Origin of the sequence: Caulobacter rhizosphaerae (assembly GCF_010977555.1) — a bacterium.
GTDB lineage: Bacteria > Pseudomonadota > Alphaproteobacteria > Caulobacterales > Caulobacteraceae > Caulobacter > Caulobacter rhizosphaerae.
In genome coordinates this window covers 1,365,465-1,390,319 of sequence record NZ_CP048815.1, presented here as the reverse complement: position 1 = coordinate 1,390,319, position 24,855 = coordinate 1,365,465, and the positions used below count along the sequence as shown (strand labels likewise).

The following is a 24,855-nucleotide window of genomic DNA, read 5'->3' as shown; positions in this document are numbered from 1 at the left end:
CCCCACGGGGCAGGGCTATCGCATATGACCCAGGAGTGAGAGCAGGAAGGTTTCATCCCAGCCGGCGCGCTTGATCTTGGTCTTGATGGAACCCTTGCCGGGGTGCTGTCGCAGGGTGTTGAGGGCGAGCTTTCGGATCAGGGCGAGGTTTTGCGGTGCGTTGTCCTTGCGGCTGCGCGAGGCGTCCTCCAGCAGGGCCACGTCGAGCACCCAGTGCAGCTGGTTCTCGATGGTCCAGTGGGTCTGGGCGACCTGGAGCATCCTTTCGGGGGACAGGAGCGTGGACAGCAGGAAGAAGCGGACGATGACCGGCTCGGGGGCGCCGGCCCGCTTGCAGTGGGTCTCCACGCGGGCGACGGCGGCCAGGCCGGGAAAGTCCATGTCCTTGGCGGGGACGACCAGGGCGGCGCGGCCCTCGATCCGGTCGTGGCCCTTGGCGGGGCCCTGGAGGGCCTCGTTGGTGGGATCGGCGGCGGCGAGCAGGGCCTGGGCCTTGGCCAGCAGGGTGGGTTGGTTGGCCTTCAGGGCCAGGGCGTAGTCGGCTCCGGTGTCCAGGATGGTCTGGGCGGTGTCGGCCCGGCAGTGCAGGGCGTCGGCGGTGACGATGCAGCCTTCCAGGCCCAGCAGGGCCAGGGCCTGCTGGGCGCCCAGCACTTCGTTGCGGCCCGGCGCCAGGCGCTGGCCGATCACCAGCCGGGCCTCGGCGGCCCAGACATTGACCAGATGCAGCGGCGAGGCCCGGCATCCGCGCTCATAGGCTCCGCGCAGAGCCTTGCCGTCGATCGCCACCACGCCCTTCAAGGCCCCGGCGAAGGCGGCGGTGAACTGGGCGAAGGCCGCTTCGAACGGCTCGGGCGCCAATCGGCGAAACACGCGGCTGAACGTGTCGTGGCTGGGCGGACCGTGCTCCAGCTTCACCACCTGGCGCAGGAAATCCAGCTTGGCCCGCGCGAAGGCGGCCATGTCAGTGCAGTCCTCCGCCCCGCACAGCACCGCCGCCAGGGCCACGAACACCAACTCCAGAAGATCATGCCGAGCGTTCCTCGCCCGCGGATCCTCCATCGCCGAAAAACAAGCCGCGAACGTCTCCATCCGACCGTCTCCCTCTCACAAGGAGACACCCTCAGAATCCCGTTCGGACCAAAAATCCATATGCGATTCCCCTGCCCCACGGGGGAGGGATCAGGAATACAGATAATCCCCCGGCAGCCCCATCCGCAGGCAGGCCTCGACCGGCGGCGCGCCCTGGATCGGCAGGCGGTCGGCGGCCGCGCCGACCAGCCGCAGCAGGCGGCCCTCGACGGGGCCCAGGTCCCATTCCGCGCCCAGCCCGACCACAGCCCGCACCTCGGCCGGCGTGATCGCCACCGCCGCCCGGATCAGCGCCCCCTGCAGGCCGCGCAGCGGGGCCGGCAGGATCGCGGTCTTGCGCATCAGCGCCAGGAACTCCAGGACGATCCCGTGCCGCTCCAGCCTGGGCAGCATGGCGGCCAGATGCGTCTCCCACCCGGCCACCGAAGCCGGCGCCCCGAGCGCCCCGTACAGCGCCGCGGCCGGCGCGGCCTCGGCGTAGAAGCGGTCGCGGTCGGCGGCGCTCAGCGGCCGGACATAGGCGTGGTAGGCCTCCAGGAAGCCAAAGCTGGCCGTGGCCTGGACCCAGTCCAGCAGCTCGACGTCGTTGGCCTGGTAGGCCGCTCCGGCCGGGGTGTCGCCGGCCACCCGGTCGTGCATCCGCCGCACGCCGGCGATCATCGCCTCGGCCGTCGAACGCGCGCCATAGACCGTGACCATCGCCGCCAGGCCGGTGCGCTTCAGGCGCGGCAGCGGATCGGTCCGGAAGCTGGAATGCTCCCAGACCCCGGTGCGCACGCGCGGCTCGGCCAGTTCCAGGATCACCGCGCTCACCCCGCCGACGAACAGCGCGACCGGGTTCTTGAACACCCGCCACGACACCGAGTCCGGCGCGGCGAGGGCCGGCTCGCCGGCCGGCCGGCGAAAGTCGACCCGCGGAGCCCCCTCGAGCTGGTAGAGGCCCTGGATGAGACCTGCGATGCGACCGGGGCCATCCGCCATCAGGTCTTCCTTCCGAACGCTAAACCGGCCGCCATTGGCGGGCCGCCCTCGTCCTTCGACAAGCTCAGGATGAGGGCTAGTTTCGCGGCGATGAACTCGAATGCCTCATCCTGAGCCTGTCGAAGGACGAGGAATTCGCCCCCTGACCGAGCAAGCAACCCTAATTCACCCGTCGGCTTTTGCCCGCCCAGTACGGCTCGCGCAGTTCCCGCCGCAGGATCTTGCCCGAGGCGTTGCGGGGCAAGGCGCCGATGAAGTCGACGGTCTTGGGCGCCTTGAAGCCGGCGATGCGGCCCTTGGCGAAGGCGATGATGTCGGCCGGGTCCTCGGGCGCGCCGGGCTTGAGAGCGACCACCGCCTTGACCGCCTCGCCCCAGGTGTCGTCGGGCACGCCGATCACCGCCACCTCGGCCACGTGCGGATGGCCGTAGACCGCGCTCTCGACCTCGGCCGGATAGATGTTCTCGCCGCCCGAGATGATCATGTCCTTCACCCGGTCGTGGATGAACAGGTAGCCGTCGGCGTCAAGATAGCCGGCGTCGCCGGTCCGCAGCCAGCCGTCGGCGTCGACGGCCAGGGCTGTCGCCTCGGGCAGCTTCCAGTAGCCGGCCATGTTGGCGGGCGAGCGCACCGCCACCTCGCCGACCTCGCCCGGCGGCAGGACCTGGCCGTGCTCGTCGAGGATCCTCAACTCGGCGCCCGGCATGGGCAGGCCGGCCGAGCGCATGCGAACGCCGCCGTCCGGATCGTGGTCCTCGGGCGGCAGATAGACCACCGTGCCGGTCGTCTCGGTCATGCCGTACTGCTGGACGAAGCCGCAGCCGAACACCGCGACGCACTCGCGCAACAGGTCCAGCGGGATCGGCGCCGCGCCGTACAGGATGTGGGTCAGGCGGCTGTAGTCGACCTGGCGGGCGCGGGGCAGCCGCACCACCACCTGCAAGGCGGCGGGCACCATGAACATCTTGGAGACCCGGTCCTTCTCGATGAAGTCCAGCACCTTGGTCGGGTCGAACTCGCGGGCCACCACGCCCTTGGCGCCGTTGATCAGCCCGACCACGCCCCAGCCCGTGCCGCCGATATGGGCCACCGGCATGGCCACCAGGCTGACGTCCTCCGGGCCCCAGCGGTTCCAGTCGAGGTCGGCCTGGGCGGCCAGCCGGCGGGGGACCACGATGTTGGCGTGGGTCAGCATCGCGCCCTTCGGCCGGCCGGTGGTGCCCGAGGTGTAGAGCTGGACGGCGACGTCGGCAGAGGTGATCGCCACGTCCGGCGGCCCGCCTCCGGCCGCGTCGCGCCAGGCCTCGAACACCGGATGCCCATAGTCGTTGGCCTCCATGGCCACGACGATCGGGTGATCCAGCATCAGCACGGCCACGTCGCGGACATGGGCCAGGAGCTCGGGGCCGACGAACACCATCCGCGCCTCGGCGTCGCCCAGGATGTAGGCGATCTCGCGCGGGGCCAACCGCCAGCCGATCGGGGCCAGCACCACCCCGGCCTTGGCCGCGCCGAACAGCAGCTCGAAATAGTGGTCGCTGTTCTTGCCGACATAGGCGATGCGGTCGCCCTTGACCAAGCCCTCGGCCAGCAGGGCGTTGGCGACCTGGTCGGTGTGGCGGTCGAACTGGGCGAAGGTTGTCGAACGGCCCTCGAACACCAGGGCCGTCGCCTCGGGCCGGACCTCGTGGTGATAGCGGGCGACGTCGCCCAGGGTCGTCAGGCGATCGAAATCGACGGCGGGTCCGGACATGGTGGGCGGGTCTCCTCGCGCGGTCCGAGGCGGTCTGCGTCGCCTTCGGGTTGATCCGCCGCCAGGATGGGGGCCATTTCTGGCGCGCGGCTAGGGGAAAAACGCGGCGCGGCGCCGGGTTCCGTCAGGTCTTGCCCCCCAGGCGCCGGGCGTTGGCCGTGGCGGCGGCGTGGATCGGGGCCAGCATCGCCGACTGCCAGGCCACCCCCAGCGACATCATCCGCGCCCAGAAGGCCATCGCGCCGAGCGAGGCGTCCAGGGCCGGCGCGAGGCCGGCCCGCGGCGCCTTCCAGTTCCAGGCTTGGGCCAGGTAGCGGTTGGACTCCGCGGCCATGGCCAGCCAGGCCGGGCCCGCCGCGGCCGCGCCCTGGGCGAAGGCCAGCGGCTTCTCGGAAACCATCCGCGTCAGCTCGGCATAGTCGCCGCGCATCGGGTCGCGGACCGCCGCGACGATCATCGGCGCGCGGGCGTCGATCACGCGCAGCGAGGCCAGGGCCAGTTCGGCGCTGGCGCTGGCCAGGGCGAAGGCGCCGGCGGACGTCGCCTTGCGGCGGGGCTTGCGGGTCTGGGGGCGTGTCTTGGGCATGGAGGGACAACGCGGCCCGCCCGGCCTTCGCTCCGCCCGCATGAAAAAGGCCGGCCCCGCGTGGCGGAGCCGGCCCCTTCTCGAGAAGCTGGATGGAACGCCCTAGTGGGCGGCGTCCTTGGCGTCGTGGCCAGCGTCCTTGGCCTGGTCGCCGGCCTTCTCGGCGGTGTCGCCTGCGGCGGCGGCGGTGTCGCCGGCGGCCTTGGCGCCGGCCGTGTCGCCGGTCTGGGCGGCGGTGGTGCTGGCGTTGGCGGCCTGGGCGGCGGCGTCGGCGGCCTGCTGGCTGGAGGCGGCGGCCGCGGTGGCGTCGGCGGCGGCTTCGTTGGCCTTTTCAGCCTTGGGCTGGCAGGCCGCGGCGCCGATGGCGAGGGCGGCGACGGCCGCGATGGTCACGATACGCATGCTGTGAAGTCTCCCAAAAGGTCCCCGACATCTTTGCCGTGGGTGGTCAGGGAACCCCGCGGGCCGCCAAAGGTTGCTCCATCGCCCCTTCAGCGCTCTGTCGGCTAACCGCTTGACCCGGCGCGGCGGCGGCCTTCTGTTGCGTCCAGCCCGCAGGATGAGCCCGTTCGCCTTGCCAGACCCGGTCGCCTCCACCCCCGCATCGTCGTCGCTCTCGCCCGCCGCCGGCACGGTGCGCCGGCGGCTGCTGCTGATGGCGCTCAGCCTGGTGCTGCCGGCCGTGCTGTTCATGGTGCTGCTGGCCCGCGCCGAGTTCGGCGAGAGCCGGGCCCGGTATGAGCGGCAGCTGATCGCCACCACCCGCGCCTTGGTGCTGGCCACCGACCGGCAGATCGGCCAGGGCCAGAGCGTCCTGCAGACCCTGGCGGTGTCGCCGGCCCTGATCGCCGGCGACATTCCGGCGTTCGAGCGCCAGGCCCGGGCGGCCGTGCAGGGCGGCGACGGCTGGATCGTGCTGATCGACGGCGACCGGCAACTGGTCAACACCCGCCTGTCCCCCGGCGCTCCCCTGCCCCGGGCCCGCCTCCCGGACGACCGCTGGCGGACCATCCGCGCGGGCCGCACCTCGGTCTCGAACCTGATCGTGCGAAAGGACGACGGCTCGGCGCCCGCCTTCGTGTCGATCGACATGCCGGTGATCGTCGACGGCCAGCTGCGCGACCTGGCCTATATCCAGACGCCCGAGGCCTTCGCGACGATCTTCGCCAACCAGAACATCCCGCCCAGCTGGACGGCCAGCATCGTCGACCGCAACGCCTCGGTGGTGGCGCGCTCCAAGGATCTGAAGCGCTTCCAGGGCCGCCAGGTCAGCGGCGAGATGCGCCAGGCCATGGCGCGGGGCAGCGAGGGCGTGGCGCTGAGCCATACGCTGGACGGCACGCCCACCCTCTCGGCCTTCAGCCGATCGCCCACCAGCGGCTGGGCCTTCATCGTCGGCGTGCCCCGGACCGAGCTGAGCCGGGCCAACTGGTCGTCGGTGGGCGGACTGACGCTGGCCAGCCTGGTGCTGTTGATCATCGGAGTGGCGGTGGCCCTGACGGTCTCGCAGGACATTTCAGCGGCCGTGCGCGGCCTGAGCGCCGACGCCAAGGCCGTGGCGGCGGGCGAGGAGATCGCCGCGATCGGGGATCGCTTCCAGGAGATCGCCGAGGTGCGGGCGGCCCTGCATGACGCGTCGGTCCAGCTACGGGCCCGCGAGGCCGAGGAGCTGCGCGCCCACCAGCGCCAGCAACTGATGATCAACGAGCTGAACCACCGGGTGAAGAACACCCTGTTCACGGTGCAGTCCCTGGCTCGGCAAAGCCTGGGCCGGCCCGCCGACACGCCCGGCCTCCAGGCCTTCAACGAGCGCATCATGGCCCTGGCCCGCGCTCACGACCTGCTGACCCGGAGCGTCTGGGAGGGCGCCGACCTCCAGGAGATCCTGGAGGAGACCCTCGAGCCCTATCTGGACCGGACGATCCTGGCCGGCCCGCCGGTGGCCCTGACGCCCAACGCCGCGCTGGCCCTGTCGATGGTGTTCCACGAGCTGGGCACCAACGCCGGCAAGTACGGGGCCCTGTCGCTCCCCGGCGGCGCGGTGACGGTGGTCTGGCACGTCGACCCCGGCGCGCCGCACCGGCTGACCCTGCACTGGGAGGAGCGCGGCGGCCCCCCCGTCTCGCCGCCGGCCCGCAAGGGCTTCGGCTCGCGCCTGATCGCCGCCACCCTGAAGTCCGACCTGGCCGGCGAGGCGCGGGCCGACTACCGGCCCAGCGGCCTGGTCTGCGTCCTGACCCTGTCGCTGCGCCGGCCGGACGAGGAGGAAGCCGAAGGGCGGGACGTCTAGGGTCAGCCGGGTCGAACTCGCCTCCCTGAACGTTCGTCATTCCGGGCCTTGTGCCCGGAACCCCTGGTTCAGCTCACACGTGAAGCGCCTTGGCGCGCTCGCGCGCCACACATCCGCATCTGCGGCGGACGAAGGGGTTCCGGGCACAAGGCCCGGAATGACGGCGGAAAGGGTGGAGCTCGGCGTCGAAGGCGGCCGACAGCCCCTGAAGCAGGACGACATTTAGTAAGTCGTTTCTGAATTAGCCCAAGACTTAGGCGCCCGGCGGGGCAATTGCGGTTCGCCGATCATCGATCGATTGCGCCCGGCTTCGCGATGGTCTTACCTGCGTCGCTCACCCCGTGGGGAAGGTCCCGCGCAAGGATTGGGCCCATGACGACACCCGACGCCCTGATGCTGCCGGCCCGGCCCGAGCCGATCGCCCTGCCGGTCGACAAGACCGCGGTGATCGTCATCGACATGCAGAACGCCTACGCCTCGCCCGGCGGCTATCTGGACCTGGCCGGCTTCGACATCAGCGGCGCGGCGGCGGTGATCGACAAGATCAAGGGCGTGCTGGACGTGGCCCGCGGCGCGGGCATGCCGGTGATCTATTTCCAGAACGGCTGGGACAGCGACTATGTCGAGGCCGGCGGCCCCGGCTCGCCCAACTGGCACAAGTCCAACGCCCTGAAGACCATGCGCGCCCGGCCCGAGTTGCAGGGCAAGCTGCTGGCGCGCGGCACCTGGGACTACGAGCTGGTCGACGAGCTCAAGCCTCAGCCGGGCGACATCCAGCTGCACAAGACCCGCTACAGCGGCTTCTTCAACAGCCAGCTGGACAGCGTGCTGCGTTCGCGCGGCGTGCGCCACCTGGTGTTCGTCGGCATCGCCACCAATGTCTGCGTGGAGTCGACCCTGCGCGACGGCTTCTTCCTGGAATATTTCGGCACAGTGCTGGAGGACGCGACCCACCAGGCGGGTCCCGAGTTCGTCCAGCAGGCGGCGCTCTACAACATCGAGACGTTCTTCGGCTGGGTCTCGACCACGGCCGATTTCAAGGGAGCGGTCGGGCAGCGGGAAGGCGCGTGACCAGCGCCGTGCGTCCTTCGAGGCTCGGCTACGCCTCGCGCCTCAGGATGAGGACCTTTTGAGCCTTCTGAATTCCTCATCCTGAGGCGCCGCGAAGCGGCCTCGAAGGACGCAGGGCCTCGCAAACACTAAGGAAAACGAGATATGCCCAAGACCGTCATCATCCCGCCCGGCACGGGCACGCCCATCGCCCCGTTCTCGCCGGGCACGCTGGCCGACGGGATCGTCTATGTCTCGGGCACCCTGGCCTTCGACAAGGACAACAACGTCGCCTTCCCCGACGACGCCGAGGCCCAGACCCGCCAGGTGCTGGAGACCATCAAGTCGGTGATCGAGACCGCCGGCGGGACCATGGACGACGTGACCATGAACCACATCTTCCTGACCGATTGGTCCAACTACCAGACGATCAACAAGGTCTATGCCGAGTACTTCCCCGGCGACAAGCCGGCCCGCTACTGCATCCAGTGCGGCCTGGTGAAGCCCGGCTTCGTGGTCGAGATCGCCAGCGTCGCCCACATCGGCAAGCGCTGATGCAGTCCGGGACCGTCGACGGCCTGTACTACGAGGTCCACGGCGGACCGGCGGCCGGCCGCGCGACGGTAATCCTGTCGGCCGGCCTGGGCGGTTCCGGGGCGTTCTGGGCGCCGCAGATGGCGGCGCTGCTGAGCCGCTTCCGGGTGGTGCTGTACGACCATCGCGGCACGGGCCGCAGCCTGCGGGAACTGCCCGCCGGGCCTTACAAGGTCGCCGCCATGGGCGAGGACATCGTCAAGGTCATGGACGCCCTGGGCCTGGAGCGCGCCCACGTGGTCGGCCACGCGGCGGGCGGCAACGCAGGCCTCGCCCTGGCGCTGGACCACCCCGACCGCATCGACAAGCTGGTCGTGGTCAACGGCTGGTCGCGGCCCGACCCGCACATCAAGCGCTGCTTCGACACCCGCCTGGCCCTGCTGAACAACACCGGCATCGCGGCCTATGTGCACGCCCAGCCGATCTTCCTCTATCCGGCCGACTGGCTGAGCGCCAACCACGCCCGGCTGGAGGCCGAGGAGGTCCACCACATCCACGGTTTCCCGGACCCGGACGTCATGCGGGCCCGCATCCAGGCCCTGCTCCACTTCGACATCGACGCCGACCTGGAACGCATCCTTTGCCCGGTGCTGGTCAGCGCCAGCGCCGACGACATGCTGGTGCCCCTGGCCTGCTCGCGCCGCCTGGCCGAGCGCCTGCCCAACGCCACGCTCGACATCGCCCCCTGGGGCGGCCACGGCTTCACCGTCACCGCGGCGGAAGCGTTCAATTCACGCCTGCTGAGCTTTCTCGGCGGCGACCTTCAACGGGGGGAATAACCCATGGAAATCGGCGTCTTCATTCCGATCGGCAACAATGGCTGGCTGATCTCCGAGGCGGCCCCGCAGTACATGCCGTCGTTCGCGCTGAACAAGGCGATCGTCCAGAAGGCCGAGAAATACGGCTTCGACTTCGCGCTCTCGATGATCAAGCTGCGCGGCTTCGGCGGCAAGACCCAGTTCTGGGAGCACAATCTCGAGAGCTTCACCCTGATGGCCGGCCTGGCGGCCGTGACCGAGAAGATCAAGATCTTCGCCACCGCCGCCACCCTGACCATCCCCCCGGCCATCGTGGCCCGCATGGCCTCGACCATCGACTCCATCGCCCCGGGCCGCTTCGGCATCAACCTGGTCACCGGCTGGCAGAAGGCCGAATACGACCAGATGGGGCTGTGGCCGGGCGAGCAGCACTATACCGACCGCTACAACTACCTGGCCGAATACGCCACCGTGCTGCGCGAGCTGCTGGACACCGGGGTCAGCGACTTCAAGGGCAAGTATTTCCAGATGACCGACTGCCGGGTCAGTCCGCACCCGGAGGAGACCAAGCTGATCTGCGCCGGCTCGTCAAACGAGGGCCTGGCCTTCACGGCCCAGTACGCCGACTACAGCTTCGCCCTGGGCAAGGGGACCAACACCCCCACCGCCTTCGGCGGGGTCAACGACCGGCTCAAGGCCGCCGCCGACAAGACCGGCCGCGACGTGGCCTCCTACATCCTGTTCATGATCATCGCCGACGAGACCGACGAGGCGGCCATGGCCAAGTGGCAGGCCTACCGGGCCGGCGCCGACCAGGAGGCCCTGGCCTGGCTGACCAACCAGGCCGCCCCCAACGCCGCCGCCGGCTCGACCACCAACACCGCCCAGCTGGCCGCCCCGGAATCGGCGGTCAACCTCAACATGGGCACCCTGGTGGGCTCGTACGAAAGCGTCGCCCGGATGCTGGACGAGGTGGCCGCCGTCGAGGGCACGGCCGGCGTGCTGCTGGTGTTCGACGACTTCGTGGCGGGGGTGGAGAACTTCGGGACGCGGGTCCAGCCGCTGATGGCGTCACGGGCAGGGGTTTGAAAGATCCTCCCCCTGTGGGCAGGGGAATCGCATATGGATTTTTGGTCCGAACGGGATTCTGAGGGTGTCTCCTTGTGAGAGGGAGACGGTCGGATGGAGACGTTCGCGGCTTGTTTTTCGGCGATGGAGGATCCGCGGGCGAGGAACGCTCGGCATGATCTTCTGGAGTTGGTGTTCGTGGCCCTGGCGGCGGTGCTGTGCGGGGCGGAAGACTGCACTGACATGGCCGCCTTCGCGCGGGCCAAGCTGGATTTCCTGCGCCAGGTGGTGAAGCTGGAGCACGGTCCGCCCAGCCACGACACCTTCAGCCGCGTGTTTCGCCGATTGGCGCCCGAGCCGTTCGAAGCGGCCTTCGCCCAGTTCACCGCCGCCTTCGCCGGGGCCTTGAAGGGCGTGGTGGCGATCGACGGCAAGGCTCTGCGCGGAGCCTATGAGCGCGGATGCCGGGCCTCGCCGCTGCATCTGGTCAATGTCTGGGCCGCCGAGGCCCGGCTGGTGATCGGCCAGCGCCTGGCGCCGGGCCGCAACGAAGTGCTGGGCGCCCAGCAGGCCCTGGCCCTGCTGGGCCTGGAAGGCTGCATCGTCACCGCCGACGCCCTGCACTGCCGGGCCGACACCGCCCAGACCATCCTGGACACCGGAGCCGACTACGCCCTGGCCCTGAAGGCCAACCAACCCACCCTGCTGGCCAAGGCCCAGGCCCTGCTCGCCGCCGCCGATCCCACCAACGAGGCCCTCCAGGGCCCCGCCAAGGGCCACGACCGGATCGAGGGCCGCGCCGCCCTGGTCGTCCCCGCCAAGGACATGGACTTTCCCGGCCTGGCCGCCGTCGCCCGCGTGGAGACCCACTGCAAGCGGGCCGGCGCCCCCGAGCCGGTCATCGTCCGCTTCTTCCTGCTGTCCACGCTCCTGTCCCCCGAAAGGATGCTCCAGGTCGCCCAGACCCACTGGACCATCGAGAACCAGCTGCACTGGGTGCTCGACGTGGCCCTGCTGGAGGACGCCTCGCGCAGCCGCAAGGACAACGCACCGCAAAACCTCGCCCTGATCCGAAAGCTCGCCCTCAACACCCTGCGACAGCACCCCGACAAGGGCTCCATCAAGACCAAGATCAAGCGCGCCGGCTGGGATGAAACCTTCCTGCTCTCACTCCTGGGTCATATGCGATAGCCCTGCCCCTGTGGGGGAGGTGTCGGCGCAGCCGACGGGGGGGGGGGGAGTTGGCTGAGGTGGGTCTACGCCCCCCACCGGCGCCTTCGCGCCGCCTCCCCCACAGGGGGAGGACCTAGGAAACCCTAATCCACCGCCAGCATGTCGATCAGCTGCAGGCGGAACACCAGCACGCTGTTGGCCGGGATGGGGCCGGCGGCGCGTTCGCCATAGGCCAGGTTGGCCGGGATCCACAGGGTCCATTCGTCGCCGACATGCATCATCGGCAGGGCCTCCAGCCAGCCCGGGATCAGGCCGTCGGCCGGCATGATCGCCGCCTGGCCGCGCTGGAACGAGCTGTCGAACACCGTGCCGTCCAGCAGCTTGCCCTCGTAGTGCACCTTGACGATGTCGCCCAGCTTCGGCGACTTGCCGGCCTTGGGGCCCGAGGTGGTGATCTTGTACTGCAGGCCCGAGGCGGTGGTGACCACGCCGGGCGCCTTGGCGTTCTTGGCGAGGAACGCCTGGCCCTCGGCCAGGGTCTTGCTCGTGTCGACGGCGGCCGCCAGCTGGGGCGGGGCGGACGCTTCCTGCGCCAGGACGGGGCTCGAGAGCAGGGAAAGGCCCAGGGCCAGGCCGGCGATACGGTTCATGCGGAGACAGTCCATTCGAAGCGGAAGCTTGCGCTGTCTTTCACGGAACCCGTGGCGGCATCAAGACCGTCGCGTTGGCGTCTCGCGATATTCGGAGCATCCCTAGCAAACGCCCGTCATCCTCGGACTTGTTCCGAGGACCCCTGCTTCAGCCGCGAAGAACGACGATCCGTGGGGCTGTGAGATCGCGAACCAACCCGACCGACAACGCGGCGGACCTAGGGGTCCTCGGAACAAGTCCGAGGATGACGGGCGTGGGGTGACGAGCAGACATGAAAAAGGGCCGACGGCATGTCCGCCGGCGGCCCCTTCGTCCAGCGCCTACTTCTTCGGCGCGTAGATATCATCCAGCCGCGCCGGCGTCCCCTCGATCCGCTCCAGGCGCGGATACTTCAGGCCGCCGTGGTAGTCGATCTTGACCGTTCGGTAGCGCTCGCCGTCCTTGATCAGCAGTTCGACCAGCGGGGCGTCGGCCTTGGCCGTGGCCTTGACGGCGTCCTTGACGCCGTCGTCGCTGTAGGCCGTGCCGTTGACCGCCACGATGGTCTCGCCGGCCGTCAGCCCCGCCTTGAAGGCCGGGGTGTCCCAGTTGACCGCCGACAGCACGCCGCCGGCCCCGACGGTGATCCCCAGCGAGTAGCTGAGATTGACGATCTTGCCCTTGGTCTCGGCCGCCTTGAAGAAGTCGGTCGGGGTGTCGGTATAGACCAGCTTGTAGCCGCCGCGGGTCAGGCCATCCAGCGGCGCGCGCTCCGACAGCCCCTCGACGCGGGTCTTCAGGAAGCTCGCCCAGTCGTACGGGACCACGCCGTTCAGGGTCTGGACCACGGTGTCGAAGTCGTAGGTCAACGGCACGTAGGAGCCGTTCTCGACGCCGAAAAAGGCCTTGGCGAAGTCGTCCAGCGACTTCTTGCCGCCGGTCTTCTCGCGGATCAGCGTATCGGCGTCGAGCCAGATCAGCTGGCCTTCCGAATAGTAGTCCTCGCTGCGCTGCCAGCTGGTCCACGAGGCCGGCTTGCGGTTGGCGATGATCGGGTCGTTGGTGGTGTCCAGCACGTTGCGCCAGTTGCGGCCGGCGCGGGTGTCGTACAGGGCGGCGGTGGCGGCCAGCGACTCCAGGCCCTGCTGCTTGGTCTGCAGGCCCGAGCGGGCGGCCAGCACGTTGCCCCAGTACTGGGTCTGGCCCTCATAGACCCACATCAGGCTGTCGCGCATCGGCTCGTTCAGCGTCGGGGTGTAGAGGTCGGCCGCGCGGCGGAACTTGCCGTTCCATGAGTGGGTGTATTCGTGGGCCAGCAGGTCGCGGCCGACGAAGGTCTTGTCCCAGTCGGTGAAGTACTTGGGCACGACGCCGTTTTCGCTGGAGCGGTGATGCTCCAGGCCGATGCCGCCCATCTTGTCGGTCAGGGCCAGCAGGAAGTCGTAGTGGTCGTAGTGGTGCGCGCCGTACAGCTTGTAGGCCTGCTGCACCAGGTTGCGGTGGATCTGCAGCTGCTCGGGCTTGATCTCCAGATATTCCGGCTTGTCGGCGACGATGTTCAGGCGCACCGGCACGGCCGCGCCCGGATCCAGGTCGACCTGCTTGTAGTAGCGGCCGGCGAACATCGGCGAGTCGACCAGGGTCTCGAAGGTGGTGGTCTTGAAGGTGGTGGTCTGGCCGGCGGTCGAGGCCTTCTCCAGCGCGGTGCCGAAGCCCCAGCCCTCCGGCAGCTTGACGGTCGGCTCGACCTGGATGCGGCGGGTGTAGTAGCCGGCCGGGTAGAAGCCCAGCTGCAGCCACTGCACGTTCAGCATGTCGTCGGTGACCAGGATGCGGCCGACGTCGGACTTCACCGGGGTCAGGAACTGGAAGCTGACCTGGACCTCGGTCGCACCGTCCGGCACGTCGAAGTGGAAGGCGTGGACGGCGACCGGGTCGCGGGTCCACGGCAGGGTCTTGCCATTGGCGGTGATGACGAGACCAGCGAGCTTGTCCAGGTCGTTGCGCGGCGAATGGCCGCCGGGCACCCATTGCGGATAGAGGATGGTCATCGGGCCGGACTTGGCGACCGGGATCGTCTCGCGGACCTGGAAGATCTTGCGGTCCAGGTCGGTGGCGTCGACCGACAGCTTCAGCACGCCGGGATAGGCCACGTCCTGGGCGGCGGCGATCGGCGGGGTCGGCGGGGCCTGGACCGGGACGCGCTCCTGGGCGAAGGCGCTGGAGAGGCTCAAGGACAGGGCGACGGCGGAGGCGGTAAAGAACAGCGTTTTCAACAAACGACCCCAATGCGACGCGCGGGCGTCTCCCCGCGACGAAAGGCGGCATACTTCTCCTCTAAAGCGGGGCTTGTCGAGGTCGTCCGTGGCGGGGACCGTCGGTTGGCGGTGTTTTGGGCGCCGCGACAGGAATCCCTCTCTCTTTGAGAGAGGGAGGGGCCCGCCGCGAAGCGGTGGGAGGGTGAGAGGTCTCACCGCTAGCCGGAAAATCCCGATTCCTTCGGTTGCGTGATCCCGTAGGCGCTCCCAGGCTGTCGCCATGGACGCCACCGCCAACGCCCGGTGCCTTCGCCCGAACCAGACCCTGGCCGAGAAAACCCTGTGGAAGTTCGTCCGCAACCGCCGAGTCGGCGGCTTCAGGTTCCTGCGACAAGTCCCGATCGACCGCTACTTCGCCGACTTCGTCTGCGAGTCGGGCAAGCTCATCGTCGAGCTGGACGGCCCCGCTCATGAAGGTCGCGAGGACTACGACGAACGCCGCACCCAGGCCCTGGAGCTATTCGGATATGCGGTGCTGAGATTCCCCAACGAACGGGTCCTGGCCGATCCCGTTGGCGTCCTCGACGACGTCCTGGCCGCGCTTCGATCGGGCAGGCTGTAACCTCTCACCCTCCCACCGCCTGCGGCGGCGGGCCCCTCCCTCTCTCCATGAGAGAGGGAAAAGTAGCAGCCCCTCAAGCCGCCTGCGGCCACCGCGCCTCCAGCGCCCGCACCGCGCCCAGCAGGCGGGCGGGCGAGATCGGCTTCTCCAGCCGGGCGTCGCCGCGCTCGTCGTCCTGCAGCAGGTGCTCGTCGCGGCCCGAGGCCAGCAGCACGGCCGTGCGCGCGCCCCGCCGGCGGCGGGTGGCCCGGATCAGGTCGCCGCCGTTCATGCGCGGCATCAGGAAATCGGTGATCAGCAGGTCCGGGTCGAAGGCGTCCATGGCCTCCAGCGCCTGCTCGCCGTCGCGGCAGATCAGCACGTCGAAACCCGCTTCGCGCAGGGTGATCTCGTGGAGGGTGGCCAGGAGGATATCGTCCTCCGCGACTAGGATCTTGTGCAACGTCCGCCCCGACATGCTTAACGACTGGTTAAGCACGATTAGCCCGCCCAAATCGCGCCGTCGCCGTGCGCTATCGTCGCAGTCGGCAACCCCAGAAAGCCTTTGTTTCCAGGGAAAACTCACGCGTGTGGCCGCCGATGCGCGGGAAGGCTTGCTTTTGCAAGTCGTTCTCAAGTATGGGCTTGAAGCTCAGCCCAAAACCCTCGCGCCCCGGATTTCGTGAAGACCGCCCCCGCCCAGCAAAGCCGCTCGTTCTGGCTCAAGCAGCTGCACCAGTGGCACTGGATCAGCGCGGCCCTGAGCCTGGTGGGGATGCTGCTGTTCGCGGTCACCGGCTTCACCCTGAACCACGCCGGCCAGATCGAGGCCCAGCCCAAGGTCGTCGACCGCAAGGCCACCCTGCCGGCCGACCTGCTGGCCCAGCTGGCCAGGGGCCCGGCCGAGGGGAAGCATCCCCTGCCGATCCGGGTCGAGACCTGGCTGGACAGGACCGTTGACGCCGACATCGCCCGCCGCGAGGGCGAATGGTCGCAGGAGGAGGTCTATGTCGCCCTGGCCCGCCCCGGCGGCGACGCCTGGATCAGCATCGACCGCGCGACCGGCGCCGTGGAGCACGAGAAAACCACGCGTGGCGCGATCTCGCTGCTCAACGACCTGCACAAGGGCCGCAACGCCGGCAAGGCCTGGGGCTGGTTCATCGACGTCTTCGCCGGGGCCTGCGTGGTGTTCGCGGTCACCGGCCTGATCCTGCTGCAGTTCCACGCCCGGGCCCGCCCCCTGACCTGGCCCCTGGTGGCCGGCGGCCTGGTGATCCCGCTGCTGCTTGTCATCCTCTTCGTCCACCTGTGAGGCGTCCCCCCATGAAGCGCTCCCCGAAGCTTTCGCTATCCCTGCTGACCTTCGCTGGAGCCGCTGTCGGCGCCGCGCCCGCCCTGGCCGGTGACCTCGCCATCACGGTCGAGGTGCCGCGCCTGACGGTCGCCGAGTACCACAAGCCCTATGTCTCGATCTGGATCGAGAACCCGGCCGACGCCACCGCCGCCGGCACCCTGGCGGTCTGGTACGACTTCGGCTCCAAGGAGGATAAGGGCGTCAAGTGGCTGAAGGACATGCGCCAGTGGTGGCGCAAGGCCGGCCGCACGATGACCTTTCCGGCCGACGGGGTCAGCGGCGCCACCCGCGCGCCGGGTCCGCAGAAACTGGTGTTCAGCGGGGCCAAGGGCCCGCTGAAGGACCTCAAGCCCGGCCAGTACAACCTGGTGGTCGAGGCCGCCCGTGAGGTCGGCGGCCAGGAGGCCGTCCGCGTGCCGTTCGCCTGGGGCAAACCGGGCAAGCTCGCTACCGCCAAGGGGACGGCCGAACTGGGCGCCGTCACCGTCGCCGTCAAATAGAGAGAAACGCCATGTCCCTGCGCAATCGCCTTCTCGCCGTCGCGGCCGCCGGCCTCGTCCTGGCCCTGCCGCTGGCCGCCAACGCCCACCGCGGCTGGATCGTGCCGTCGTTCACCGTGCTGTCGGGCGACGGCGCCTGGGTGACGCTGGACGCGGCGATCTCCAACGAGCTGTTCTACGCCGACCACAACCCGATGCGCCTGGACGCGGTGACCGTCACCGCGCCGGACGGTTCCGTCGACAAGATCCAGAACCCGGCCACCGGCAAGTACCGCTCGACCTTCGACGTCCAGCTCTCCAAGCCCGGCACCTACAAGATCGGCTCGGCGGTCAGCACCGTGATGGCCAGCTGGACGCAGGACGGCCAGGTCAAGCGCTTCCGCGGCTCGCCCGAGGACTTCGCCAAGCAGGTCCCAGCCGGCGCCGCCGACCTGAAGACCATCAAGAGCTTCAACCGCAACGAAACCTTCGTCACCCGCGACGCGCCGACCACCACGGTGTTCGCCCCGACCGGCAAGGGCCTGGAGCTGGTTCCGGTGACCCACCCCAACGACCTGGTGGCCGGCGAGGCCGCGACCTTCAAGTTCCTGCTGGACGGCAAGCCGGCCGCCGACCTGGAGGTGACCTTCGCCCCCGGCAATTCGCGCTACCGCGCCACGCCTGGCGACTTCAAGGTCAAGACCGGCGCCGACGGCGCGTTCAAGGTCACCTTCCCCGAAGCGGGCATGTACTGGATGAACGCCGTGGTGCGGACGGGCGAGACCGGCCGGGGCCCGGGCGGCCCTGGCGGTCCGGGCGGCGGCATGGGCGGTCCGGGCGGCGGCGCCCCCGGCGGCGGCGCGGCCCCCGCCACGCCTCAGGCCGGCGACGGCATGAGCGCCAGCTACACCGCCACGCTCGAAGCCCTGCGGCCCTAGGCTCACAAACGTTGTCATCCGCGCGGCAAGGCGATGTGGCGAGCGCCGCGGAACGTCCCTCACCGTCGTTCCAGAGATCGGACAGCCGCTTCGCTTCGATCGGGATGACAACGATTTGAGATCACCCGAATGACCCGCGTCCTCGTCCCCCAGCTCGCCGAGCCGCCCGCCCGTCCGATCGGCGGCGCGGTGCTGGCGCTTGGCGGCCGGACGATGGGCACGACCTGGTCGGTCAGGCTGATCGCCCCGCCGACCACCGACGCCCAGGCCCTGACCGCCATGGCCCAGCGGGTGCTGGACGAGGTCGTTCGGCAAATGAGCCCGTGGGATCCGCTGTCGGACCTGTCGCGCTTCAACCGCGCCGCCGCCAGCGGCTGGACCGCCCTGCCCCCGGCCTTCGCCCTGGTGCTGCGCGCCGCCCTGGAGATCGCCGAGCGCACCGACGGCGCCTTCGACCCCACGCTGGGGGCCCTGGTCGACCTCTGGGGCTTCGGCCCCCGCCCCTTCTCCGGCGCGCCGCCGCGGGCCCAGGACATCGCCGACGCCCGGGAAGCGGCGGGTTGGCGCCGCGTGACGCTGGACGGCGACAGCCTGTTCCAGCCGGGCGGGCTGCGGCTGGACCTCAACGGGATCGCCAAGGGGTTCGCGGTCGACCAGGTCGCCGCCGCCCTCGACCGGGCCGGCGTCCGCTCATACCTGGTCGAGGTCGGCGGCGAGCTGCGCGGAACCGGGGCCAAGCCGGACGGCCAGCCCTGGTGGGTCGAGCTGGAACGCCCGCCCACGGCCAATGACGGCCTTCGCACCCTGGTCGCCCTGCACGGCCTGTCCGTGGCCACCTCGGGCGACTACCGCCGGTTCTTCGAGCACGGCGGCCGCCGCTACGCCCACACCCTGGATCCCGCCACCGCCGCGCCGGTCGCCAACCCTACGGTCAGCGTCGCGGTGCTGGACGCAAGCTGCATGCGCGCCGACGCCTACGCCACGGCCCTGACCGTGATGGCGCCCGACGCGGCCCTGGGCTTCGCGACAGAGCACGGCCTGGCCGCGATGATCCTCGCCCACGGCCCGACCGGCCTGGAGGAGCGCCTGTCGCCGGCCTTGTCGGCGATGCTCGACGCATGAGCGCTTGGGAAGCCCTTTCGTCCGACCGCCTGTCGACCGCCGGGCTGGTGCTGTGCGGCTATCTGCTGTTCTGCCTCGCCGTCGCCTGGCGCGAGGCCCTGCGCCGCCAGGCCGCCGACCGCGCGACCCGGGCCTTGTCGGCGGGGACCGGGGCGAGCGTCCTGGTCGTCCACGCCAGCCAGACCGGCTTCGCCGAGGAACTGGCCCTGGCCACCGCCCGGCTGCTGGGCGACGCCGGCGGGCGCGTCACCTTGAAGAGCCTGGCCGAGGTGACCGCTTCCGACCTGGCGGGAGCCGGCCGCGCCCTGTTCGTGGCCAGCACCACCGGCGAGGGCGACGCCCCCGACACGGCCCGCCGCTTCATCCGCGACGTCATGGACGGCGAGCCGGCCCTGCACGGCCTGGACTACGGCGTGCTGGCCCTGGGCGACAGCAGCTACGCTCGGTTCTGCGCCTTCGGCCGGACGCTGGACGCCTGGCTGGCCCATCGGGGCGCGACGCCGCTGTTCGACCGGGTCGAAGTCGACGACGGCGACCCGGCCGCCCTGCGCCACTGGCAGGCCCATGTCGGCGTGCTGGCCGGCGTCACCGACGCCCCCGACTGGACCCGGCCGCGCTACGGCCGCTGGCGGCTGGCCGAGCGTCGCCGCCTGAACCCGGGCGGTCCGGGCGACGCGGCCTTCCATCTTCGGCTCGAGCCGCTGGACGCCGCGACCTGGGAGGCCGGCGACATTCTCGAGGTCGGGCCCCGCAACGCCCCGGCCGAGGTCGCCGCCTTGCTGGCGCGGCTGGGGCTGGACCTGTCCGCCCCCGTGGTCGCCCAAGAGGGGACGACCCTGGCCGAGGTCCTGTCCTGGCGCCGCCTGCCCCACGACGACAGCATCCCCGCGACCACGCCCCAGGCCCTGGTCGACGCCCTGCCGGCCCTGCCCCACCGCGAATATTCGATCGCCTCCCTGCCGGCCGACGGCGGGGTCGAGCTGCTGGTCCGGGCCATGAGGCGGGCCGACGGCAAGCCGGGCCTGGGCTCGGGCTGGCTGACCCTCCACGCCGCCGAGGGCGCCGAGATCGCCGCGCGCGTGCGGACCAACCGCGCCTTCCACGCGCCCTCGGACGACCGGCCGCTGATCCTGATCGGCAACGGCACGGGGCTGGCCGGCCTGCGCGCCCACCTGAAGGCCCGCGCCGCCGCCGGCCGTCATCGCAACTGGCTGGTGTTCGGCGAGCGCACGGCGGCCCACGACTACTTCCACCGCGACGAGATCGAGGCCTGGCGCGCCGGGGGCGTCCTGCAACGCCTCGACCTGGCCTTCTCCCGCGACCAGGACCGCAAGGTCTATGTCCAGCACCGGCTGATGGAGGCCGCCGACGCCCTGCGCGCCTGGGTCGCCGACGGCGCGGCGATCTATGTCTGCGGCTCGCTGGAGGGCATGTCCGGCGAGGTCCACGCAACGCTGACGACCGTCCTGGGCGCGGAGGTCATGGAGCGCCTGACCGACGAGGGACGGTATCGGCGGGACGTGTACTGAAGGCCGGGGACATGCCCTCGCGGCGTGTCCCCACAAAACGCAGTGCGAGACTTGGGGACACGCCGCGAGGGCATGTCCCCGTCAGCGCGACAAGCGATCTCGCTCCTCCGGCGTATTGGCCCCCCGCAGCCGGGCCCGCACGGTTTCGTCGCAGGCCAAGACCGCCAGCCCCGCCCGCTCCACCAGCCGCCGCAGCGGCCAGCCGGCTTCGGCCTCGGCCGGCAGGGCGGCCAGGGCCAGCGCCATCGGCACCGGCAAACCCTCATAGACTGCCCCCGGCGCGGCCGCCGCCAGCAGCGGCTGAAGGTCCTCGACCGTCACGGTCGGGGCGTCCACCGCCAGGACCAGGGCCCGCCCCAGGCCGTGGGCCGCCAGGGCCAGGGCCCCGGCCAGCACGCCGCCGACCGGTCCCGCGCCCGGCGCAGGGTCGTCGACATGCTCCAGCCCATGGTCGCGCCCGGCCGTCAGCACGCGGACAGCGCCGGCCGCGCGCGCCAGGGCCGCCACCCGGTCCACCGACCGCTGGCCGTCCCAGTCCAGCGCCGCCTTGTCGGCGCCCATGCGGCGCGAGGCGCCGCCGGTCAGGATGATCGCTCCGAAGGGGACGGCGTCGTGGGTCATGCCGCCAATCTAGGCCACCGGAAGATCGCCGTCTGCACCCGCCGGGCCGCGCGGGCTTCCCTGGCGGTTCAAAGACTTGCGGCCTGGCTTCCAAGACATGGCCGAAACGGTCTAGTGTCCGCCGCGATCAAGGGACGGACCATCGATGAACGACCGCAACGAGCGCCAGCGCCGCCGCACGACCCAGAGCGCGACCATCCGCGACGTGGCGGCCCTGGCCGGGGTGTCGCCGATGACCGTGTCGCGGGTGATCAATCGCGAGACCACGGTCAAGGAAGAGACCCGGGCCCTGGTCGAGGCGGCGATCACCGAGCTGAACTACGCCCCCAACCCCGCCGCCCGCAGCCTGGCCGGCTCGGCCCCATTTCGCATCGGCCTGCTCTACGACAACCCCTCGACCGGCTATCTGTCGGAGTTCCTGGTCGGCGCCCTGGACGAGAGCAGCCGCACCGGCGCCCAGGTGGTGATCGAGAAGTGCGCCGAGCCCGAACTGGCCGGCGCCACCCTGACCCGCCTGCTGAAGACCGGCGTCGACGGCCTGATCCTGCCGGCCCCGCTGTGCGAGAGCGCCCAGGTTCTGGCCGAGGTCAAGGCGGCCGGCGCCGCCGCCGTGGCCGTGGCGCCCGGCAAGGCCAGCGCCGACATGGCCACCATCCGCATCGACAACGAGGCCGCCGCCTTCGAGCTGGCCGAGCACCTGCTGGGCCTGGGCCACAAGCGCTTCGGGATCATCAAGGGCCACCCCAACCAGACCGTCAGCCAGCAGCGCCTTGACGGGTTCCTGGCCGCCCTGAAGGTCGCCGGGATTTCGGACGAGAACGTCCGGATCGAGCAGGGCTACTTCACCTACCGCTCGGGCCTGGAGGCCGCCGAGCGACTGCTGGGCGAGGACGACCGACCCACCGCCATCTTCGCCGGCAACGACGACATGGCCGCGGCCACAGCGGGCGTGGCCCACCGCATGGGCCTGGACGTGCCCGAGGACGTGTCGATCGTCGGTTTCGACGACACTTCGATCGCCGCCAACATCTGGCCGGCCCTGACCACCGTCCACCAGCCCATCGCCGCCATGGCCCGCGCCGCCGTCGACCTGGTGCTGGAAGAGATCCGCCGCCAGCGCGGCAAGACCGGCGAGCCCCGCCAGCTGATGCACCCGCACACCCTGATCGTGCGCGATTCGACGGGGCCGGCGCCGGAGGGGTGAGGGCCTAGTTCTAGGCGGCATTTCGAGCGCCTTCATGAGCGACGCCGCGTAGGCCCTCGTCCTTCGACAAGCTCAGGATGAGGGCCATTGGCAAGCGGCGGTATTTGAAAACCTCATCCTGAGCGAAGCTTCAGGATGAGATCACCCCTCCTCGACGATCCCGTCCACGCGGTCGGGATAGAACGCCAGGTGATCCTGGATCGCCGCCACCGCCGGATGGGCCGACTCATAGGCCCAGACCGCGTTGGCCGAGCGCGCGCCGCCCAGCGGCAGGCTGTAGTAGGAGGCCTCGCCCTTGTACGGGCAGTAGGTGGCGTGGTCGGTGCGGGCCAGCAGCGCCATGTCGACGTCCTTGCGCGGGATGTATTGCACCGGCGGATAGGACGCCTCTTGCAGCGTCAGGGCCTCGCGGGTGTCGGCCACGACCTTGCCGCCCAGGGTGACGACCACGCGTCTTGAATTGCGCGTGATGCTGATCGGGTGGTCGGGGCCCGGGATTCTGATTGGCCGGTCGGTCATGGCGTTGTCCTGCTTGAGCTTGCGCCTCTTACGTGGTTCTACCGACGGCGGTCCGCCAGGGCGCGTCGGGGGACGCGGCGCGATTTGGCCGTCGCGGCGGGGCTTGCGCTGGGCGTCGTGTTAGCGCTAACAACGTGATCGACGAATGACGGGGGGCGTGGGCGGCGAGTCAAGACCGGTCCCAACGCGCCCGCTAGGGAGAGACGACCGGTGGCCCTCAGTGATTTCCTTCCCGACGACTGGCGCGACGCGACCCTGCTGGGCCGCATCGATTTCGGCCAGGGCCCGACCCCGGTCCTGATCCGCGGCGGCCGCATCGAGGATGTCAGCCGGATCGCGCCGACGACCTCGGACCTGATGAACGCCTTCGCGCCCGGCGCGGCGATCCCGCGCGGCGAGGACCTGGGTCCGCTGGAAGCGCTGGACGTGCGCGCCGTCTGGGAGAACCCGGAGGGCGCGGCCGCCAAGCTGCTGGCCCCGGTCGACCTGCAGGTGCTGAAGGCGGCCGGCGTGACCTTCGCCGTCTCGACCCTGGAGCGGGTGATCGAGGAGCGGGCCCGCGGCGACGCCGCCGCCGCCTTGCAGATCCGCGAGCAGCTGTCGGCCAGCATGGGCGGCGACCTGCGCAGCGTCGATCCCGGCTCGGAGGGCGCCGAGCGCCTGAAGCAGACCCTGATCAAGAGCGGCCTGTGGTCGCAATATCTGGAAGTCGCCATCGGCCCCGACGCCGAGATCTTCACCAAGGGTCCGACCCTGTCCTCGATGGGCTGGGGCGACCACGTGGGCGTGCGCAGCGACAGCCACTGGAACAATCCCGAGCCGGAGGTCGTGCTGCTGTGCGACGGATCGGGCCGGATCCGCGGCGCCTCGCTGGGCAACGACGTCAACCTGCGCGACTTCGAAGGCCGCTCGGCCCTGCTGCTCAGCAAGGCCAAGGACAACAACGCCTCGTGCGCCATCGGGCCGTTCTTCCGGCTGTTCGACGACGGCTTCAGCCTGGACGACGTCCGCTCGGCCGAGGTGACGCTGAAGATCACCGGCCGCGACAACTTCGTGCTGGACGGCCACAGCAACATGAGCCTGATCAGCCGCGACCCGGCGGTGCTGGCCGGCCAGGCCTATGGCAAGCAGCACCAGTACCCGGACGGCTTCGCCCTGTTCCTGGGCACCATGTTCGCACCGATCCAGGATCGCGACGCGCCGGGCCAGGGCTTCACCCACAAGGTCGGCGACCGCGTCCGCGTCGCCACCCCCAAGCTGGGCGTGCTGGAGAACGAGGTGACCACCTGCGATCTCGCCGCTCCGTGGACGTTCGGCGTCTCCGCCCTGATCCGCAATCTGGCCGGCCGCGGCCTGCTGTGATCTCCCTGAAAATCGTCTCTTCCTGGTCGTGACGCGTATGTCCTCTGCCATCTATCCCAGCCTCAAGGGCAAACGCGTCGTCATCACCGGCGGCGGCTCGGGCATCGGCGCCGGCCTCGTCGCCGGATTCGCGCGCCAGGGCTCCGAGGTGATCTTTCTCGACGTCGCCGACGAGGACTCCAAGGCCCTGGCGGCCCAGCTGTCGGACTCGCCGATCGCGCCGGTCTACAGGCGTTGCGACCTGACCGACCTGGACGCCGTGGCCAAGGCCTTCGCCGAGATCGGCCCCATCGACGTGCTGGTCAACAACGCCGGCAACGACGACCGCCACAAGCTGGCCGAGGTGACGCCCGCCTATTGGGACGAGCGCATGAACGTCAACCTGCGCCACATGCTGTTCTGCACCCAGGCCGTGGCCCCGGGCATGAAGGCGCGCGGCGGCGGGGCGGTGATCAATTTCGGCTCGATCAGCTGGCACCTGGGCCTGGAGGACCTGGTCCTCTACGAAACCGCCAAGGCTGGCATCGAGGGCATGACCCGGGCCCTGGCCCGCGAGCTCGGCCCCGACGACATCCGCGTCACGTGCGTGGTGCCGGGCAACATCAAGACCAAGCGCCAGGAGAAGTGGTACACGCCCGAGGGCGAGGCCGAGATCGTCAAGGCCCAGGCCCTGAAGGGCCGCCTGGTCCCCGACCACGTCGCCTCGCTGGTGATGTTCCTGGCCTCGGACGACGCCAGCCTGTGCACGGGTCACGAATACTGGATCGACGCCGGCTGGCGTTAGTCGCTCTCGGATGCGAAACCCTCGTCCTTCGACAAGCTCAGGATGAGGGTTTCTACTGCGGGCTCAGCAATAGCCCTCATCCTGAGCTTGTCGAAGGACGAGGGCGGTC

The 24,855-nt window shown here is 70.3% G+C and carries 25 protein-coding genes and 1 pseudogene; 16 read left to right on the top strand and 10 right to left on the bottom strand.

All coding sequences use genetic code 11. The features are described 5' to 3' along the window. Positions 1-15: 15 nt before the first annotated feature. The 5 genes from G3M57_RS06490 to G3M57_RS06470 all read right to left on the bottom strand — a co-directional run bounded on the left by G3M57_RS06490 (position 16) and on the right by G3M57_RS06470 (position 4,814). Positions 16-1,092 (bottom strand): ISAs1 family transposase, encoded by a 1,077-nt coding sequence (locus G3M57_RS06490; protein ID WP_163228787.1) that lies wholly within the window; start codon positions 1,090-1,092, stop codon positions 16-18. A 90-nt stretch (positions 1,093-1,182) separates the two neighbouring features. Continuing rightward, positions 1,183-2,073, bottom strand: coding sequence for an oxygenase MpaB family protein (locus G3M57_RS06485; protein ID WP_163229534.1), 891 nt, complete (start codon positions 2,071-2,073; stop codon positions 1,183-1,185). A 160-nt stretch (positions 2,074-2,233) separates the two neighbouring features. Then, complete coding sequence (locus G3M57_RS06480) at positions 2,234-3,826, bottom strand: fatty acid--CoA ligase (protein ID WP_163229532.1); 1,593 nt, start codon at positions 3,824-3,826, stop codon at positions 2,234-2,236. A gap of 124 nt (positions 3,827-3,950) precedes the next feature. Beyond that, positions 3,951-4,412, bottom strand: coding sequence for a hypothetical protein (locus G3M57_RS06475; RefSeq protein WP_057183911.1), 462 nt, complete (start codon positions 4,410-4,412; stop codon positions 3,951-3,953). 102 nt (positions 4,413-4,514) lie between these two features. Next, positions 4,515-4,814: a hypothetical protein gene (locus tag G3M57_RS06470; protein ID WP_056762046.1), complete on the bottom strand. Its 300-nt coding sequence runs from the start codon at positions 4,812-4,814 to the stop codon at positions 4,515-4,517. 253 nt (positions 4,815-5,067) lie between these two features. Here G3M57_RS06470 and G3M57_RS06465 point away from each other — a divergent pair, with 253 nt between their 5' ends. From G3M57_RS06465 to G3M57_RS06440, 6 genes are all read left to right on the top strand, one after another. Then, the gene (locus tag G3M57_RS06465; protein WP_244322631.1) at positions 5,068-6,702 is read left to right on the top strand and encodes a sensor histidine kinase; all 1,635 of its coding nucleotides are present in this window, start codon (positions 5,068-5,070) and stop codon (positions 6,700-6,702) included. 372 nt (positions 6,703-7,074) lie between these two features. Further along, complete coding sequence (gene rutB, locus G3M57_RS06460) at positions 7,075-7,773, top strand: pyrimidine utilization protein B (RefSeq protein ID WP_163229528.1); 699 nt, start codon at positions 7,075-7,077, stop codon at positions 7,771-7,773. 144 nt (positions 7,774-7,917) lie between these two features. Continuing rightward, positions 7,918-8,307, top strand: a complete 390-nt coding sequence (gene rutC / locus G3M57_RS06455; RefSeq protein ID WP_056762051.1) for a pyrimidine utilization protein C — start codon at positions 7,918-7,920, stop codon at positions 8,305-8,307. Next, a complete protein-coding gene (rutD, locus tag G3M57_RS06450) occupies positions 8,307-9,125 on the top strand; it encodes a pyrimidine utilization protein D (protein ID WP_163229526.1) in 819 nt (272 codons plus the stop codon). The genes rutC and rutD overlap by 1 nt, the downstream gene beginning before the upstream one ends. A gap of 3 nt (positions 9,126-9,128) precedes the next feature. Next, the gene (rutA, locus tag G3M57_RS06445) at positions 9,129-10,193 is read left to right on the top strand and encodes a pyrimidine utilization protein A (RefSeq protein ID WP_056762054.1); all 1,065 of its coding nucleotides are present in this window, start codon (positions 9,129-9,131) and stop codon (positions 10,191-10,193) included. A gap of 93 nt (positions 10,194-10,286) precedes the next feature. After that, on the top strand, positions 10,287-11,363 hold the full coding sequence (locus tag G3M57_RS06440) for an ISAs1 family transposase (protein WP_163229169.1): 1,077 nt from the start codon (positions 10,287-10,289) through the stop codon (positions 11,361-11,363). Positions 11,364-11,488: 125 nt separating this feature from the next. On the opposite strand, the gene bamJ is transcribed toward G3M57_RS06440, so the two are convergent. Next, positions 11,489-11,995, bottom strand: coding sequence for a BamJ family beta-barrel-assembly machinery protein (gene bamJ / locus G3M57_RS06435; RefSeq protein ID WP_163229524.1), 507 nt, complete (start codon positions 11,993-11,995; stop codon positions 11,489-11,491). Between the two features lie 321 nt (positions 11,996-12,316). Next, entirely contained in the window at positions 12,317-14,251 is a 1,935-nt protein-coding gene (locus G3M57_RS06430; RefSeq protein WP_163229523.1) for a M61 family metallopeptidase, read from the bottom strand. Between the two features lie 262 nt (positions 14,252-14,513). On the opposite strand from G3M57_RS06430, the gene G3M57_RS06425 reads away from it, so the two are divergent. Further along, positions 14,514-14,855, top strand: coding sequence for an endonuclease domain-containing protein (locus G3M57_RS06425; RefSeq protein WP_163229521.1), 342 nt, complete (start codon positions 14,514-14,516; stop codon positions 14,853-14,855). A 73-nt stretch (positions 14,856-14,928) separates the two neighbouring features. Here G3M57_RS06425 and G3M57_RS06420 read toward each other — a convergent pair whose 3' ends face one another. Then, positions 14,929-15,297, bottom strand: coding sequence for a response regulator (locus tag G3M57_RS06420; RefSeq protein WP_056762064.1), 369 nt, complete (start codon positions 15,295-15,297; stop codon positions 14,929-14,931). Positions 15,298-15,516: 219 nt separating this feature from the next. On the opposite strand from G3M57_RS06420, the gene G3M57_RS06415 reads away from it, so the two are divergent. From G3M57_RS06415 to G3M57_RS06395, 5 genes are all read left to right on the top strand, one after another. Beyond that, entirely contained in the window at positions 15,517-16,146 is a 630-nt protein-coding gene (locus tag G3M57_RS06415) for a PepSY-associated TM helix domain-containing protein (protein ID WP_163229519.1), read from the top strand. An 11-nt stretch (positions 16,147-16,157) separates the two neighbouring features. Further along, the gene (locus tag G3M57_RS06410; RefSeq protein ID WP_163229517.1) at positions 16,158-16,688 is read left to right on the top strand and encodes a DUF2271 domain-containing protein; all 531 of its coding nucleotides are present in this window, start codon (positions 16,158-16,160) and stop codon (positions 16,686-16,688) included. An 11-nt stretch (positions 16,689-16,699) separates the two neighbouring features. After that, complete coding sequence (locus G3M57_RS06405; protein WP_163229515.1) at positions 16,700-17,605, top strand: DUF4198 domain-containing protein; 906 nt, start codon at positions 16,700-16,702, stop codon at positions 17,603-17,605. A gap of 129 nt (positions 17,606-17,734) precedes the next feature. After that, the gene (locus G3M57_RS06400; protein WP_163229513.1) at positions 17,735-18,727 is read left to right on the top strand and encodes an FAD:protein FMN transferase; all 993 of its coding nucleotides are present in this window, start codon (positions 17,735-17,737) and stop codon (positions 18,725-18,727) included. After that, entirely contained in the window at positions 18,724-20,256 is a 1,533-nt protein-coding gene (locus G3M57_RS06395) for a flavodoxin domain-containing protein (RefSeq protein ID WP_163229511.1), read from the top strand. The genes G3M57_RS06400 and G3M57_RS06395 overlap by 4 nt, the downstream gene beginning before the upstream one ends. A gap of 81 nt (positions 20,257-20,337) precedes the next feature. Here the strand turns inward: G3M57_RS06395 and G3M57_RS06390 are convergent, their stop codons facing one another. Further along, complete coding sequence (locus G3M57_RS06390; protein ID WP_056762074.1) at positions 20,338-20,877, bottom strand: NTP transferase domain-containing protein; 540 nt, start codon at positions 20,875-20,877, stop codon at positions 20,338-20,340. Between the two features lie 145 nt (positions 20,878-21,022). Between G3M57_RS06390 and G3M57_RS06385 the strand changes: the two genes are divergently transcribed. After that, entirely contained in the window at positions 21,023-22,081 is a 1,059-nt protein-coding gene (locus tag G3M57_RS06385; protein ID WP_163229509.1) for a LacI family DNA-binding transcriptional regulator, read from the top strand. A 141-nt stretch (positions 22,082-22,222) separates the two neighbouring features. On the opposite strand, the gene G3M57_RS06380 is transcribed toward G3M57_RS06385, so the two are convergent. Next, the gene (locus G3M57_RS06380) at positions 22,223-22,600 is read right to left on the bottom strand and encodes a DUF427 domain-containing protein (RefSeq protein ID WP_163229507.1); all 378 of its coding nucleotides are present in this window, start codon (positions 22,598-22,600) and stop codon (positions 22,223-22,225) included. A 210-nt stretch (positions 22,601-22,810) separates the two neighbouring features. On the opposite strand from G3M57_RS06380, the gene G3M57_RS06375 reads away from it, so the two are divergent. The 3 genes and pseudogenes from G3M57_RS06375 to G3M57_RS27390 all read left to right on the top strand — a co-directional run. Then, positions 22,811-23,962, top strand: coding sequence for a fumarylacetoacetate hydrolase family protein (locus G3M57_RS06375; RefSeq protein ID WP_163229505.1), 1,152 nt, complete (start codon positions 22,811-22,813; stop codon positions 23,960-23,962). Between the two features lie 37 nt (positions 23,963-23,999). Continuing rightward, on the top strand, positions 24,000-24,746 hold the full coding sequence (gene xylB, locus G3M57_RS06370) for a D-xylose 1-dehydrogenase (protein ID WP_056762082.1): 747 nt from the start codon (positions 24,000-24,002) through the stop codon (positions 24,744-24,746). Next, a pseudogene (locus G3M57_RS27390) lies at positions 24,737-24,853 on the top strand (hypothetical protein); the annotation flags it as partial. The gene xylB and the pseudogene G3M57_RS27390, both read left to right, overlap by 10 nt. Between the last annotated feature and the right edge of the window lie 2 nt (positions 24,854-24,855).

What these genes read in the sequence shown, in the direction of transcription:
- G3M57_RS06465 (WP_244322631.1), top strand. Translation starts at nt 5,068, where the DNA reads ATGGCGCTCAGCCTGGTGCTGCCGGCCGTGCTGTTCATGGTGCTGCTG.
- G3M57_RS06425 (WP_163229521.1), top strand. Translation starts at nt 14,514, where the DNA reads ATGGACGCCACCGCCAACGCCCGGTGCCTTCGCCCGAACCAGACCCTG.
- G3M57_RS06470 (WP_056762046.1), bottom strand. Translation starts at nt 4,814, where the DNA reads ATGCGTATCGTGACCATCGCGGCCGTCGCCGCCCTCGCCATCGGCGCC.
- xylB (WP_056762082.1), top strand. Translation starts at nt 24,000, where the DNA reads ATGTCCTCTGCCATCTATCCCAGCCTCAAGGGCAAACGCGTCGTCATC.
- G3M57_RS06490 (WP_163228787.1), bottom strand. Translation starts at nt 1,092, where the DNA reads ATGGAGACGTTCGCGGCTTGTTTTTCGGCGATGGAGGATCCGCGGGCG.
- G3M57_RS06390 (WP_056762074.1), bottom strand. Translation starts at nt 20,877, where the DNA reads ATGACCCACGACGCCGTCCCCTTCGGAGCGATCATCCTGACCGGCGGC.
- G3M57_RS06485 (WP_163229534.1), bottom strand. Translation starts at nt 2,073, where the DNA reads ATGGCGGATGGCCCCGGTCGCATCGCAGGTCTCATCCAGGGCCTCTAC.
- rutB (WP_163229528.1), top strand. Translation starts at nt 7,075, where the DNA reads ATGACGACACCCGACGCCCTGATGCTGCCGGCCCGGCCCGAGCCGATC.
- G3M57_RS06380 (WP_163229507.1), bottom strand. Translation starts at nt 22,600, where the DNA reads ATGACCGACCGGCCAATCAGAATCCCGGGCCCCGACCACCCGATCAGC.
- rutC (WP_056762051.1), top strand. Translation starts at nt 7,918, where the DNA reads ATGCCCAAGACCGTCATCATCCCGCCCGGCACGGGCACGCCCATCGCC.
- G3M57_RS06385 (WP_163229509.1), top strand. Translation starts at nt 21,023, where the DNA reads ATGAACGACCGCAACGAGCGCCAGCGCCGCCGCACGACCCAGAGCGCG.
- bamJ (WP_163229524.1), bottom strand. Translation starts at nt 11,995, where the DNA reads ATGAACCGTATCGCCGGCCTGGCCCTGGGCCTTTCCCTGCTCTCGAGC.
- G3M57_RS06405 (WP_163229515.1), top strand. Translation starts at nt 16,700, where the DNA reads ATGTCCCTGCGCAATCGCCTTCTCGCCGTCGCGGCCGCCGGCCTCGTC.
- G3M57_RS06480 (WP_163229532.1), bottom strand. Translation starts at nt 3,826, where the DNA reads ATGTCCGGACCCGCCGTCGATTTCGATCGCCTGACGACCCTGGGCGAC.
- G3M57_RS06410 (WP_163229517.1), top strand. Translation starts at nt 16,158, where the DNA reads ATGAAGCGCTCCCCGAAGCTTTCGCTATCCCTGCTGACCTTCGCTGGA.
- G3M57_RS06440 (WP_163229169.1), top strand. Translation starts at nt 10,287, where the DNA reads ATGGAGACGTTCGCGGCTTGTTTTTCGGCGATGGAGGATCCGCGGGCG.
- G3M57_RS06475 (WP_057183911.1), bottom strand. Translation starts at nt 4,412, where the DNA reads ATGCCCAAGACACGCCCCCAGACCCGCAAGCCCCGCCGCAAGGCGACG.
- G3M57_RS06400 (WP_163229513.1), top strand. Translation starts at nt 17,735, where the DNA reads ATGACCCGCGTCCTCGTCCCCCAGCTCGCCGAGCCGCCCGCCCGTCCG.
- rutD (WP_163229526.1), top strand. Translation starts at nt 8,307, where the DNA reads ATGCAGTCCGGGACCGTCGACGGCCTGTACTACGAGGTCCACGGCGGA.
- rutA (WP_056762054.1), top strand. Translation starts at nt 9,129, where the DNA reads ATGGAAATCGGCGTCTTCATTCCGATCGGCAACAATGGCTGGCTGATC.
- G3M57_RS06395 (WP_163229511.1), top strand. Translation starts at nt 18,724, where the DNA reads ATGAGCGCTTGGGAAGCCCTTTCGTCCGACCGCCTGTCGACCGCCGGG.